12 protein-coding genes and 1 pseudogene are annotated in these 13,071 nt (G+C 61.5%); 8 read left to right on the top strand and 5 right to left on the bottom strand.

Going from position 1 to position 13,071, the window contains the following annotated elements; translation table 11 throughout:
* The first annotated feature begins 10 nt into the window (after positions 1-10).
* The 8 genes and pseudogenes from RX329_RS37680 to RX329_RS37645 all read left to right on the top strand — a co-directional run bounded on the left by RX329_RS37680 (position 11) and on the right by RX329_RS37645 (position 6,879).
* Positions 11-1,468 carry an NAD-dependent succinate-semialdehyde dehydrogenase gene (locus RX329_RS37680; RefSeq protein ID WP_317245332.1) on the top strand — a complete coding sequence of 486 codons (1,458 nt, stop codon included), beginning with the start codon at positions 11-13 and terminating at the stop codon, positions 1,466-1,468.
* A 107-nt stretch (positions 1,469-1,575) separates the two neighbouring features.
* Positions 1,576-1,753: pseudogene (locus tag RX329_RS37675) on the top strand (pantoate--beta-alanine ligase); the annotation flags it as partial.
* Positions 1,754-1,777: 24 nt separating this feature from the next.
* Positions 1,778-2,539, top strand: a complete 762-nt coding sequence (locus RX329_RS37670) for an energy-coupling factor ABC transporter ATP-binding protein (protein WP_317245331.1) — start codon at positions 1,778-1,780, stop codon at positions 2,537-2,539.
* 4 nt (positions 2,540-2,543) lie between these two features.
* Positions 2,544-3,170, top strand: a complete 627-nt coding sequence (locus tag RX329_RS37665; protein ID WP_317245330.1) for an energy-coupling factor transporter transmembrane component T — start codon at positions 2,544-2,546, stop codon at positions 3,168-3,170.
* An 11-nt stretch (positions 3,171-3,181) separates the two neighbouring features.
* A complete protein-coding gene (locus RX329_RS37660; protein WP_317245329.1) occupies positions 3,182-3,736 on the top strand; it encodes a biotin transporter BioY in 555 nt (184 codons plus the stop codon).
* Positions 3,737-3,822: 86 nt separating this feature from the next.
* The gene (locus RX329_RS37655; protein ID WP_317245328.1) at positions 3,823-5,241 is read left to right on the top strand and encodes an AMP-binding protein; all 1,419 of its coding nucleotides are present in this window, start codon (positions 3,823-3,825) and stop codon (positions 5,239-5,241) included.
* Positions 5,238-6,365 carry a thiolase family protein gene (locus RX329_RS37650; RefSeq protein ID WP_317245327.1) on the top strand — a complete coding sequence of 376 codons (1,128 nt, stop codon included), beginning with the start codon at positions 5,238-5,240 and terminating at the stop codon, positions 6,363-6,365. The genes RX329_RS37655 and RX329_RS37650 overlap by 4 nt, the downstream gene beginning before the upstream one ends.
* Positions 6,366-6,381: 16 nt before the next feature.
* Positions 6,382-6,879, top strand: a complete 498-nt coding sequence (locus RX329_RS37645) for a MaoC/PaaZ C-terminal domain-containing protein (RefSeq protein ID WP_317245326.1) — start codon at positions 6,382-6,384, stop codon at positions 6,877-6,879.
* Positions 6,880-7,296: 417 nt separating this feature from the next.
* Here the strand turns inward: RX329_RS37645 and RX329_RS37640 are convergent, their stop codons facing one another.
* From RX329_RS37640 to RX329_RS37620, 5 genes are all read right to left on the bottom strand, one after another.
* A complete protein-coding gene (locus RX329_RS37640; RefSeq protein ID WP_317245325.1) occupies positions 7,297-7,602 on the bottom strand; it encodes a hypothetical protein in 306 nt (101 codons plus the stop codon).
* Positions 7,603-7,901: 299 nt separating this feature from the next.
* Positions 7,902-8,111, bottom strand: a complete 210-nt coding sequence (locus RX329_RS37635; protein ID WP_317245324.1) for a hypothetical protein — start codon at positions 8,109-8,111, stop codon at positions 7,902-7,904.
* A 1,274-nt stretch (positions 8,112-9,385) separates the two neighbouring features.
* A complete protein-coding gene (locus tag RX329_RS37630; protein ID WP_317245323.1) occupies positions 9,386-10,687 on the bottom strand; it encodes a DUF2235 domain-containing protein in 1,302 nt (433 codons plus the stop codon).
* Positions 10,688-10,720: 33 nt separating this feature from the next.
* Positions 10,721-10,951, bottom strand: coding sequence for a hypothetical protein (locus RX329_RS37625; protein ID WP_317245322.1), 231 nt, complete (start codon positions 10,949-10,951; stop codon positions 10,721-10,723).
* Entirely contained in the window at positions 10,948-12,627 is a 1,680-nt protein-coding gene (locus RX329_RS37620; RefSeq protein WP_317245321.1) for an esterase/lipase family protein, read from the bottom strand. The genes RX329_RS37625 and RX329_RS37620 overlap by 4 nt, the downstream gene beginning before the upstream one ends.
* Positions 12,628-13,071: the final 444 nt, after the last annotated feature.

Genomic DNA, 13,071 nt, shown 5'->3' with positions numbered 1-13,071 from the left:
AGTTATGGACATGAAGCATAAAAGCTATGGCAATCTGTTCGTTCAGGCTGCCCTGATTGACGGTAAGTGGGTCGGCGCAGTTACAGGAAACACGATTGCGGTCATGAATCCGGCCACTCGGGAGGCCGTCGGTACCGTCCCAGATATGGCTCGCGCTGAAACGCGGTCTGCGATCGAAGCCGCCGAACGAGCCTTCGGACCGTGGAAGAGGAAAACACATGCCGAGCGCGCGGGCCTGCTGGACTCCTGGCACAGGCTCATGATCGAGAATCTGGAGGATCTCGCGCACCTTCTCACTTTGGAGCAAGGCAAGCCGCTGGACGAAGCACGGAGCGAAATCCGCTACGGTGCCTCCTTTGTGAAATGGTTCGCGGAAGAGGCTCGGCGCATTGGAGGTCATACGATTCCGTCTCCGACAGCCGATCGCCGTATTGTGGTGCTGAAGGAGCCGATCGGGGTTTGCGGCATCATCACTCCGTGGAATTTTCCAAACGCCATGATCACGAGAAAGGTTGCCCCCGCGCTGGCAGCAGGCTGTACTGTCGTCATCAAGCCGTCTGAATTCACTCCCTACTCCGCAATCGCGCTTGGTTTATTGGCGGAGCGAGCCGGAATACCAGCGGGCGTCGTCAACATTGTCACAGGCATGCCGACGGAAATTGGTAACGAGCTGCTGCAGAACGAGACGGTTCGTAAGATCTCGTTCACCGGATCGACACGCGTCGGATCCGTACTGATGCGGGGTGCAGCCGATAGTGTGAAGCGGCTCTCTCTCGAGCTCGGCGGCAATGCACCCTTCATCGTATTCGATGACGCCGATCTCGAGGCGGCGGTTGAGGGAGCCATCGTTTCCAAATTTCGCAATGGTGGTCAAACCTGCGTGTGCGCGAACCGCATTCTGGTCCAGGCCGGCATCTATGATGCGTTCGCGGAAAAGTTGAGCGCCCGCGTAGACATGATGACAGTCGGTGACGGCACACAGCCTGGCGTCTCGATCGGTCCAATGATCAACGAAGCGGCCGTGCTCAAGATCAATCGGCATCTTCAAGATGCATTCGCGAAGGGCGCGAAAGTCATCACGAAGCGGCACGTTCTGCCGCCGGGCACGCAATATGTCGCACCTGTCGTCTTGACCAGCGCAACAACGCAGATGCAACTTGCAAGTGAGGAAACCTTCGGTCCGGTCGCACCGCTCTTTCGTTTCGAGACGGAAGATGAAGCAATCGCCATTGCCAATGGAACGCCTTTCGGATTGGCCGCCTATTTTTATACCGAGAGCCTCAAGCGCGCTTGGCGCGTCGGCGAGGCGCTCGAATTCGGCATGATCGGCCTGAACACGGGGCTGATCTCGACGGAAGTCGCACCCTTCGGCGGAGTAAAGCAGTCCGGGCTTGGTCGAGAGGGGGGCCAGGTCGGAATCGAGGAATATCTTGAAATGAAGAGCTTCCATATCGGGGGACTCAACTGAAGCGGCCTCTTCGATGCGTCATTTCTCGGATTTCGATCTGGGCAGCTACATTGCAGTACTCGTGCCGGCGCGGCATCAGATTTCGAAAAACCGACTCGCAATCTCGTGTCGCAATGAGCAGCCGTAACCGGTATCTCAGCGATGAAGACCGAGGGCGGGCCATCGCCATCCGGTCGTGGAGTGCCCGCTGTAAGGCCGCTACGCCGCCCCGCAGCACTGTGCGTGGTGGCCTATGTCGGTTCGACGAGGCTTATCGACAACGTGCTACTTCAGCCAACTCCGTAGGGCGACAGGGGAGAAGGAATCGTCTTGATTGAAGCTGCCCGACGCGAAGCGCCTCCCGCAAGCCGTCTTCACCCTTGCGGGGCGGCTGAAGAGATCATCTTCGAACAAGTGCAGCTTCGGCGCGCGCACCGTCAGGTCCTTGTCATTCCCGGGCTTTGCTTGGCTGAGCGCCGGATCGGCCTGATTGGTGACAATGGTTCGGGCAAGAGCACGATGCTGCGGCTTATGAACGGGTTGCTTCCGCCAACACGTGGCCGCGTCGAGGTGGCGGGGCTCGATACCGTACGGCATCGCAAAGACCTTCCGGCCAAGGTCGGCTTTCTGTTTCAGAACCCCGACCACCAGCTCATCTTCCCCACGGTTGTTGAGGAGGTCGCTTTTGGGCCTGCGGAGCGGGGAAAGCCAGCGCCACAGGCGCGCCAACAGGCGATGGCACTGCTGGAGCGGCACGGCTGCGCGCAATGGGCGGAACGCAACGTCAATGAGCTATCCGGCGGTCAGAAGCAGCTTGTCTGCATCCTGGCGCTGCTCGCAACGGAGCCGTCGATCCTGCTAATGGACGAGCCGTTCTCCAGTCTCGACTTGCCGACACGATTGTTGTTGTACGGCAGGATCATGGCGCTGCCGGAGCAGGTGGTGATGGCGTCTCATGATTTTGAGCTGCTCGCCGCGTTCGATCGCGTGATCTGGCTGGATGAGGGCCGCATCCGTCTCGACGGCCGACCTGTCGAAGTCCTGGCTGCCTACCGGGCCCATGCAACGATCGTTGGTCAGGGGACGCCCTAACGTCATGATGACCGGCGGCCTCGCCCCACAGACCTGGTTGCACCGCGTACCGGCTGGCATCAAGCTTGCGGGGCTCGCTCTCCTCAGCGTACTTCTGCTGCCGGTCGGCGACTGGCGAATTCTGGCGGGCGCCTTGGCGATGATTGCCGGGGTCTATGCTGGCTTCGGCCGCGTCGGCATGGCGCGCATCAGCTTGCTGCGGCCATTGCTGCCGTTGCTTGTGGTCGTTGGCGGCGTGCAGACCGCATCGGTTGGTTGGAATGCCGGCGCCGTCGTCACCATGCGGCTCCTAGCGATGCTTCTGCTTGCCGATCTCGTCAGCATGACCACCACGATGAGCGCGTTGATGGATGTGCTGACGCCGGTGCTCCGCTTGCTGCGCCCGCTTGGGGTCAATCCTCGCAAGATGGCGCTCGCAGTCGCTCTTGTCCTGCGTTTCGTGCCCGTCCTGATGACGCGGTGGCGCGCGCGCGAGGAGGCCTGGAAGGCACGCACGTGCCGGCGAGTTCCGCTGCGACTGGTGGCCGCTTTCGTCGCCGACATTCTGCAACTGGCCGACCGCGTCGCGGAAGCACTCGATGCCCGCGGTTTCGACCGGTCGACCGTCGATCGTCAGTCAGCCCCGTTGTAGGAGAAAATCCCGTGGAGTCGCGCGCCATCGTTCGTATCGCCTTGCTAGCCGCCGTCATCGCAGCGCTTGGCATGGTGCCCAGCATCGTCTTACCGATCGCCGTGGGGGTGCCGATCACGGCCCAGACGCTCGGCGTCATGCTGGCCGGGATCGTCCTCGGCCCTCGCCATGGCGCGCTGGCGGTGCTGCTGTTTTTGTTCGTGGTGCTTCTCGGAGCGCCGCTGCTGTCCGGCGGACGCGGTGGGCTCGGCGTGCTGTTCGGACCCTCCGTCGGCTTCCTGCTGGGTTGGGCTCCCGCGGCCTTCGTGTCGGGTCTCGTGATGGCCCGGCTGAGGACTGTGCCGGTGCTCGCGGCGGCGCTCGTTGCCGCGACGATGGGCGGTATCGTCGTGGAGTATGCCTGCGGCATTCTCGGCCTAATGGGGATGGCAAGGATGAGCTTGCCGCAGGCCTTGGTTGCAATCGCGGTGTTCGTGCCGGGCGATCTCTTGAAGGCGCTGGCGTCGGCCTTCGTCGCGGAGGCGGCGCACCGGAGCTATCCGGCCGCAATCGTCAGCCGTTCATGATCGCGGCCGCCACCATCACTGCAACGCTATCGCGGCATGCGCGCAAAACGCCGGACCGACCGGCCGTCGTTTGTGACAATTTTGCAGTGAGTTGGAAAGACCTCGATCAGGCGGTGGATCGTCTAGCCGGACATCTGGCGAAGGTGGTGCCGGCCGGCCGCGGCGTCGCCTTGCACCTACCGAACGGGCCGGCATTCGTGTTGCTGTTTTTCGCAGCCTGCCGCGCAGGTCGGGAAGCGCAAATTCTCGATCCGTCCTGGCCGACGGAGACGGCGCGGCTTGCGATCACGGCGCTGGCGCCTGGGATCGTCGTCAGTGGCGATGCAGGATTGGCCAGAGACACAGAGGTGTTTGCGGTTGTCGATCCTCACGGCCCGTTCGAGTCCGTCGCGGATGCCATTGGCGCCGGTCCGTCGCCCGCGGCAATTGCCGAGCCAGATCCGCTGACGCCGTTCTATGTCGGCTTTACCTCGGGATCGACTGGAATGCCGAAAGGATATCGCCGCCACCATCAATCGTGGATCGAGAGTTTTCGGGCGGGGGACCGCGAGTTCGATATCGGCGCCGGCGACATCGTTCTCGCACCGGGCGCGCTGACGCATTCGCTATTTCTCTACGGTCTTGCGCATGGGCTCTATGTCGGGGCAACCGTCATTCTGTGCCGCCAGTTCCGGCCAAATCTCGTCAACCGCCTGATCGCGGCCCACCAGGTCAGCGTGATTTACGGCGTGCCGACCCAGCTCGAAATGATGATTGAGGCCGCCATGCGTGACGGCCTGCCGCCGTTCCCAAACGTGCGGTGGATGCTGTCGTCAGGTGCCAAATGGCAAGGTCGCGCGCTGGTCGAACTGCGACGGCAATTTCCCGCGACGGGGTTTTCCGAGTTCTACGGCGCCTCCGAGTTGAGCTTTGTGACCGTGGCGAAGGACGACGAGGACGTCCCATCGGACTCCGTCGGGCGTTCGTTCGCAGCCGTCAGTCTCACCATTCGCGACCATCTCGGGCGATGCCTTCCACCCGGGGAGCCCGGTCAAGTGTTCGTGGCAAGTCCTTTCCTCTTCATGGAGTATGCCTGCGGAAGCGAAACGGTGCTGCCACGTCATGGCGACGCGGTGTCGGTCGGTGACATCGGCATGCTGGACGAGCGTGGTTTCCTGCGACTCGCTGGCCGTGCCAGCCGCATGATCATCACTGCCGGCAAGAACGTCCATCCAGAGGAGATCGAGCATGTACTCGAAGGACATCCCGCCGTGGCCGCGGCGGGGGTTCTTGGCGCCGTCGACCAACTTCGGGGCGAGCGGCTGGTGGCTTTGCTGAGACTGAGTCTGGATGGGCGCGTAGCGTCTTCCGATCTGATCAGCCATGCGCGCCTGAGCCTGCCGCTCTACAAGGTCCCGCGCCGGTTTGCCGTGCCACCGCACTGGCCCATGACCTCGTCCGGCAAGACTGATTTCCATGCGCTGCGGCGACTGTGGGAATCCGGCGCCTGCGAGGTGCTGCGATGAGCGCCGCCTATCTCGTCGCCGCACGGCGGACGGCGGTCGCTCCTCGAGGCGGCGCGTTCAAGGCGGTGGAGGTCGACGAACTCGGCGCGGCGCCAATTCGGGCCGTGCTGGCCGACACCGGCATCGCGCCGGAGGCGATCGACGACGTCATCTTCGGCAATGCATTATGCGGCGGCGGAAACCCGGCACGGCTCGCCGCGCTCCGAGCAGGTCTTCCGGATCACGTCCCGGCCTTGACCATCGATAGCCAATGCTGCGGAGGCCTCGACGCGATCATGCTAGCCGCCGAGCGTATCGGGAGCGGACGAGCAGACGCCGTCATGGCCGGCGGTGTCGAGAGCTTCAGCCGTGCGCCGTTGCGCGCGGTGCGGCCGCGCCATGCGGACGAGGCGCCGCAGCCCTACGAACGTCCTCCGTTCGCGCCATGGCCGGAGCGGGACCCTGACATGATTGCCGCCGCCGCGACGCTGGCTGAAAGATACGGCATTTCGCGTGCACGGCAGGATGAATTCGCCGTCGCAAGCCATCGCAAAGCGCTGCAAAATCCACTCGGCGCGGCCGAGATCACGCCGCTTGCCGACCTGTCGCACGATCCCTTTCCCCGTGCCCTGACGGGGGCGACCTGCACACGCCTTGCACCACTTGCGGGCGACACTGAATTCGGCGTGACGCGCGCGACGGTGGCGGTCGAAGCTGACGCGGCAGCAGCCCTGCTGGTGGTCTCCCAGACGATGGCCCGACGACTCAACGCGAGGCGGCCCTTGCGGATCATATCGGCGACCCGCCGCGGCGGCGACCCGGCCATGCCCGGTACGGCGCCGATTGCGGCGGCTGAGCGCCTCCTTGCAGCGGAACGGATCGCGCCTGCTCGGATTGCCGTGGCCGAGATCATGGAGGCCTTTGCGGCCCAAGTGATTGCCTGTATCGACGGCATCGGGGTGTTGGAGTCTTCGCTCAATCGCTGCGGCGGCGGACTAGCGCGGGGGCATCCGATCGGTGCATCCGGCGCGATCCTAGCCGTACGCCTCTGGCACGAGATGCAATCGGAATCATCCGGTGCGATCGGGCTGGCGGCGATCGCGGCTGCGGGCGGGCTCGGCAGCGCTCTGCTTGCGACAGTTTGAAGAAGGACGGGCCGCGATGATTCAAATGCCACCACGCTCCGAACCACCGACACACGCGGGCGCACTTCGCGTTGCGCGCGCGGTCGATCTTGCAGCCTTTGTGGGCACCGAGCTTGCTCCCGGCCGCTGGCGATCGGTGACGCAGGATGAGGTCGATCGTTTCGTCGCGCTGACGGATGATCGGAACTGGCTTCATTCCGATGCGGAGCGTGCCAGGCGCGAACTGGACGGAGGTGCGACAATCGTGCCGGGCCAGTTGCTGCTGGCGCTCGTTCCAGCTCTTTTGCAGGAGGCGTATGTGGTCACCGGTGCCGCGCAAGGCCGAGCGGTGAGCCTCCGTGCGGTTCGGTTTCGCCATCCGGTATGTCCCGGCGCTGTGTTCCGGCTACAGGCGCGATTGACGCTCGTGAAGCACCGGCCGCGTTTCGTGCAAGTCGACGCATCGTGCGACCTCGAGCTGGCCTCCGGACAGCGGGCTCTAACCTCACACCGCACTGATGTCTTTTTCGACTGAGGCACGCACGCGACCCGAGAAATCAACAGCTACAGGATGATTTTCGCTTCGGAACGCCGCATGCAGGAGTGGTTCGACGCCGGAGCTTGCGACGGCTTCATGTTGCAGGTGCCATATAGGTGCTGGTCGACGAGTTGGTGCCCGAGCTGCAGCGTCGCGGTTTATTCCGCACGGAGTATGACGGCTCGACCTTGCGGGATTCGCTTCAGCTGGCCCGCCCGGCCGGCTAAGGGGCCCTCGGCCGATTCGACGTTCTGCTCTTCAGCATCGTCATGGCGCCGTTTTCATCCTCATGCTGTTCCCGCTGAGCACTCTTTGGCGCCGGTACGAACGCAAGGAGGCGGCCTAATGACCGCAACATCCACCGATAGGAAGCTGATTGGCTTCGTGGACTCGGAGATCAAGAGCTACGGCTTGTCAGTGCTTGTGACGGTCCATCTCACTAAGGAGCGCATGGAGAAAGTCGCTGGCATGGTCATAGTGTGCCCTGCCGTTGGTGAGCTGCCGGGTGCAGGGGCCGATTATGTCGCCCACGATCTCCGGCCCGAGCACCTCAGTGCGATCCGACCAAAGCTCAAGCAAATCGTCGGGAATGTCTTGGCTCGAGCCGAACAGCTTCAACAGAGATCGTTCCCCGTCGGGCTCTTTGTCGTGGTGAGCCTTGGCCGCGTAAAAGGCAAACAGCCCACGGAATGCGTCGCGAGTAACAGCGGGCTTCGCCATCACCACTTCCTCGTAATAATTGAATTTCTAATGCGAGGAAGTCTGCAGCTCCCGTTTAGGAAAAGCCAGCAAAAAGTGAGACTACTGCGCTCTGGAAAAGAGACAGCAAAACTCACCAATTCATCAGGGCACCACGCAAAAAAAGGCTACGCCATCAAACGTTGCGTTCGTCATAGCACGCCTGAGGAGCTTTATTCCTCATGCTGGAAGCCATTCTCATATTGCTGACGTCAGGGACCTTTTGCTGATCGCGTTCTGTGGATTGCACAAACACGCCTGAGCTGATTTGCGCCCAGCCGCTACCGATTATCCAGGGCAGCCGGGCGATCTGATTGAAGTTTGTTTCGAAGAGCGTTGGCTAATCTCTCCAGCTCTGATCGCTCTTCGCTCAAGCGCTTTTCGATAAACTTGCGCTCAAATTCGGTCAGGCGGGTTCGCAACAAACGGCGGTATCGTTGGATGTTGTTGTGACAAGCTTGTGTTCGAGCCGATTGCTCTGCTTCCATCATCGGCATCTCACACTGGCCTCTTTCATGCGCTTCGAAGGCTCAATGCTGCCCCATGCCTCACCGGATCAGTGGCCTCGCCGCAAACGATCTGGTCACAAACTTACGCCGCCCGGCTCGAAATACGGCGTCCTAGCGGCGTTTATTTCAGCCGGGCCCCTGAAATCCCCGGCAGAGTGAGCCTAGCAGGCCAACGGTGACGGAGGTGTGAAGCAGTTCACAAAGCGCCGAGACAACGATTAGGGTCCGCTATCGCGGGTGCTTCAGCTTGATTCAATGCTTCTGACGCGCGCCACGGCTGGGGCCGATCGCGATGTTTGACACAATCCCCGCCAGCGGGGTCCGGCAGGCGGATGCGTCAGGACTCCTCCGTCCCTGGGGCAGCCTTTTTGTTTCGTCGTTTTCCATAGCTATGGTGTACCTTTTTCTCAGAACGTCCAGGTGCCGCTGACATGAAAAAGGCCCCAGGATCTGAGTGGATCCTGCGGCCTGTCCGGGAAAATTGATTGTTTACGGAATGAGCACTTCCAGCCCGGTTACCAGTGATGATTCCAGAACTTGGTTCGGGGGGTGAGTCCAAAAGCAACTGTTCCGAGGCGGAACATGAAGAGCTGTTGCGCAAGTGCAACGTCTTTACGTCACAGGCGAATAGGAACCCAATTTTTCTCGCAACATCGATTCAGAGCCCCGCCGGATGGAGCATGGTCAGCTGGGGAAGCGCAAATCCTTGCATGTTTGAATGTTGATGGTCTACCGGCAACTCAATATATCCGAGCGTCTATCCGTCACCAAGGACGTGTTCGCTAGGACCGACAAGCATATTGAGCAAGGTGACGCGCTCGGCCCCATTAGGCCCGCCGACTTCGAGCGGCGGTCCTATCAGATCAGCGCGCAAAGGCGGCGCCTCGATCTGGTCCCTTGTCACACGATCCGATGCCGGGAATGGTGACGATGTCCGACCAGAACAAATCGACATGAAGATCATCGATTGAATTTGCGTCGAACAACGAGCGAGCATAAGAAATCGGCGTGTTCCTCGGTGAGGTCTTCGTTGACGAGGAAACGACGCTCGATTGGTTGAGCAATATTACGGAACGGTGTGCGGCACGATCTGATTGCCCGGTGTGGGCCGCGCGCGCATTGGCCGGCGCGAAGTCGGGCTCGTGGTGCCTGCCACCGCATCGGCCACTTTCGACTGAACGCGCCGAATCATACGTCTGCGGCGCGGGTTAAAGCGAGCAGGTTGCTCCCTCACTCATCGCGAGCCCACGCGCACCTCACCCCGCTTCCACCTTGACCTCCGTGAGCGGCCCCACCGGCATCGGCATTGTCACATAATCCTTCGGCAGATTCACCGGGCGATATTTCGGCTCCACCGCCATCCGCTTCAGCACGCTCTCGTGCACATGCGCGCCTTCGGGAATGAATCGGGGTTCGCAATCGGGGATGTAGAAGCCGAGCACCACCTTCCGGTCCGGCCATTCCTTGTAGCTCGCGCTCTTCGGCAGAAATTCCAGCACGCGCCAGGCCGCACTCATCGAATCGTGCAGCTCGCCCGCCTTGCCGGTGAAGGCAGGCGCGACGTAACTGAACGGGCTGTTCTTGCGCTGGATGCCCCAGGCGAGCTGATTCACCGTGCGCGGGTTGAAATTGAGGCCGGCCTTGGTCGCCTCCTCGATCATCCAGAGCAGCGGATATTTCGAGTCCCCGCTCTCGGCCTCCGGATAGCCGCCCCCGACGTCGCAATGCACGCCGGCGAACCACACCTGGAGAATGTCCTGCGGCACCTTTTTTTCGTCGGGCACGTAGCGGTGGCTCCAGAACTCCTGCGGCTCCTCATACGCTTTCAGGCGGAACATGCAGCGCCGCTCGTCGATCGCGATCGCCTGCCGGAAGATGTTGACGCTGGGATTGCGCAGCGTGAAGGCGAGCTCCTCCAGGCTGAACAGATAGAAGAGATTGTCACGCCGCGGCACGATCAGGCTCGCCACCGTGTCCCAGACGCCGATGAAATGGATGGTCGGCCAGCGCGTCGAGGTGATGCGCGCGAATTGCGCGGCGAGATCGAACTGGTCCTTCGGCAGCGGCCCGTCGGCGTCGATGGCGATATCCTTGAGGTCTTCGATGTCGTTGCCGCGCCCGGTGCCGGAATATTGCTTGTAGGCGACGAGGCCGGAGCCGGCGAGGTTGACCTGCTCCGGCGAGATCAGCCCGATCTTGTGGATCAGCCCCGCCAGCACCCGCACGGAGTAGGCGCCGCGCGAGAAGCCGAACAGATATATTTTGTCGCCCGGTTTGTAATGCTCGACCAGGAAGCGGTAGGCGGAGAGCACATTCTCATCGAGCCCGAAGCCGGTGGCGAGCCCCAGCACCAAATTGACGTCGGCCTTCCAGCGATTCCACGTCGACGGCTCCGTCACGGTGCCGACGCCGGGATCGTAGAACACCTTCTGCGTCGGGTGGGTGTTGTCCGTCTTGCGCAGGCAGCGATAGACCTTGAGGACGTTGGAAATGTTCTCGGAGATCTCGTTGCCGGTGCCGTCACAGCAGATAACGAGGTTGTTGCCGTAACCGTTCATGTCGCCTCACGGACAGCTTTCGCGCCAGAACCGCTATTTGCCGCCATCGTGCTTCTTCCAGACGTCGCGAGCGATGCCGATCGAGTCGATCTTGTCATTGAACACGCGATAGTACACGTCCTCGCCTTCCTCGATATCCTGGAAGCCCTGATCGCCGCCTTTGACGGAGCCGGCTGTGAAAATGATCCGCTCCCCATTTTCCTTCTTGATGACCCCAATACCCAGCTGACGGTAGATCGCCTCGACGGTGCCATATCCGTTCATGAGGCTTCTCCTGCATGTTCCGGCGACGAGAGCGTTGCTTGATTGTGATCCCTCAGCCGCCAGCGGACGTCCATCCCGGAACCGGGCAGCATGATCTCCTCATGGGAGAAATGCGCCTTGCGGCCCTCGAGCACCTGCTCCAGCCGTCGCTCGACCTTGCCGTCCGGAACGAGCCTGTGACCCAGCACGAAATACTCGAAGTCTCCTTTCACCACCACGTCGACTTTAGCCTTGTGCACAATCCAGGGAGCCGAGAAGGTAAAGTGGGGGAGTGACGACGGCACGACGGAATCGTATCGCATTCTCAGCGTCACCATAGTGCCGATCTTGGCCGCGAGCCCTGCGGGAAGACGGAATCTCCGCAGCAGCCAGGGGGCTGATGTCCTGGTGGTCGTCGGCCAATTGAACTCGTCTCCTTGCAGCACGACGTTATCGATGCTGATTGAAAGCCGGGGAAAGAACGTCGACCAGACCGCCTCATCGTCCTCATTCCTGAGGGTGGAGTCGATGGATTGCCGGAGCGCAGTCTGCTCGGCTTGCGGCAGCAGATCCAGTCCGACCTGGTGAATGTAGACCGGCGCCGGCTGGCGGGCCCAGAGCTCGGCGGAGGCGGCAAACGAGATGCCGAAGTCGATGAAGTCGCTGCCGAGGATGAAGCGGTATTCGCAGATCGTGGTACACGTTCCGTAGGCTGCCAGCGCACCGCTCCTCCGCGTGCTCTTGCGCAAATCGATCTCCGTGAAGAACACGAGATCCTTACTGACGCGGCCAAATCGACTGGCCCAGGTGTCCTGGCTTGCCCTCCAGACACGATCCAGCACGTCGGGGTCCGTTCGGCGCGCGATCTGCAGAAAGCTCTTGGCCTCCAAGTATCGCCTATCGTTGGCGGCCGCAGGCTTGACCAGTTGGATGTGATCGAATTGCAGGGGCTTCCAATCGATCGCACCATAGACCCCCTTGCCCGAGGCCTCGCTCACCGCGATATCGTTGTTGCCGGTCACGACGCGAACGGCAAGCCACATGCGCTGGTCGCCGGCCTCTTCGTGACCGCCATTGACGACCCGCAGCGCCCACTGATCGAAAAGGCGCGTGAGAAACTCGCTCCCGGTCTCAAGGTCCACGAACTGTTGCTGGCTTTTCCGGAACAGGTCAATGGCATGACTGATGACCGGAATCTTCATGCCGACTCCATAACCAACCAGCCTTGCGACCTTGAGGAGATCGCTGCCTGTGGTCGGCGTTCCGTATAACAGGAGCCCGCTGATCGGAGGAGGCCCGTCCGGGCGCTGCAGCCTGTCAATGATATATTGCATGCACACCAGACCACCCATGCTGTGCGCAATGAAGACGATGCTGTCGTAGTGCCTTGGCAGGCTCGACACCGCGCTGGCGAGGTCCTTGGCGGCGTGGTCGATCGGCGGCCCGCGGTATTTTTTGGTGTAGTATCCGAAGGCATAGACGTCGTAGTCCTGTAGCGCGACATCGGCGAGGATGAGCTCGACAAAGCCGGCCTTGAGCTCCTTGCTTTGCCACGTCTTGACGATATCGCCGGTCACGCCATGGACGAATATAACGCATCGTGTATTGTTGTCGTGCCCTACGCGTGGGTACCAGATGAGCTGATCCTGCACGATATGGGTGCCGATGATCTCGGCAGGCTTTGTCTCAAGGGGCATGATCACAACCCTTTTCTGTACAAGGCGGCCGACCCAGGCTGTCGGCGACAGTATGCTCGCTATAACTTTAGATTATATCAATCCTAGATAGCATACCTGTTTGGAGATGTCAGCACGACGGGGCGGCCAGAATGGATGAGCACCTGAGCTGCGCGTGTTGTGACTGCGTCGGCGTAGCGGTGCTGGCATGATGGGCACAAATCTCCACGGCTGCGGTTTTTTTGCGCAGCAGCTTATACCTTTCAGCTGAATTGCGGGGGGGCGGGGACCCCCGCCCGGGCTGGCTTGGATACACGGGACATATGATCCGTTCGATAAGGTTGATCGAGCAGCGCTCCTCGTCGAGTTGGCGCATGCGAAACCTAGGGAAGACCTTAAGGTCGGCTTGTTATCTGCCTCGCCTAGACGGCGCAAACGGACCTGGGGGCGGCGAATCGCGTCGGT

The organism is Bradyrhizobium sp. BWC-3-1 (genome assembly GCF_032917965.1).
GTDB classification, from domain to species: domain Bacteria; phylum Pseudomonadota; class Alphaproteobacteria; order Rhizobiales; family Xanthobacteraceae; genus Bradyrhizobium; species Bradyrhizobium canariense_D.
Note: the sequence above shows the minus strand (reverse complement) of the source record. Positions and strands in the feature narration are given on the sequence as shown.

What these genes read in the sequence shown, in the direction of transcription:
- RX329_RS37680 (WP_317245332.1), top strand. Translation starts at nt 11, where the DNA reads ATGAAGCATAAAAGCTATGGCAATCTGTTCGTTCAGGCTGCCCTGATT.
- RX329_RS37645 (WP_317245326.1), top strand. Translation starts at nt 6,382, where the DNA reads ATGATTCAAATGCCACCACGCTCCGAACCACCGACACACGCGGGCGCA.
- RX329_RS37620 (WP_317245321.1), bottom strand. Translation starts at nt 12,627, where the DNA reads ATGCCCCTTGAGACAAAGCCTGCCGAGATCATCGGCACCCATATCGTG.
- RX329_RS37635 (WP_317245324.1), bottom strand. Translation starts at nt 8,111, where the DNA reads ATGATGGAAGCAGAGCAATCGGCTCGAACACAAGCTTGTCACAACAAC.
- RX329_RS37625 (WP_317245322.1), bottom strand. Translation starts at nt 10,951, where the DNA reads ATGAACGGATATGGCACCGTCGAGGCGATCTACCGTCAGCTGGGTATT.
- RX329_RS37640 (WP_317245325.1), bottom strand. Translation starts at nt 7,602, where the DNA reads ATGGCGAAGCCCGCTGTTACTCGCGACGCATTCCGTGGGCTGTTTGCC.
- RX329_RS37650 (WP_317245327.1), top strand. Translation starts at nt 5,238, where the DNA reads ATGAGCGCCGCCTATCTCGTCGCCGCACGGCGGACGGCGGTCGCTCCT.
- RX329_RS37630 (WP_317245323.1), bottom strand. Translation starts at nt 10,687, where the DNA reads ATGAACGGTTACGGCAACAACCTCGTTATCTGCTGTGACGGCACCGGC.
- RX329_RS37665 (WP_317245330.1), top strand. Translation starts at nt 2,544, where the DNA reads ATGATGACCGGCGGCCTCGCCCCACAGACCTGGTTGCACCGCGTACCG.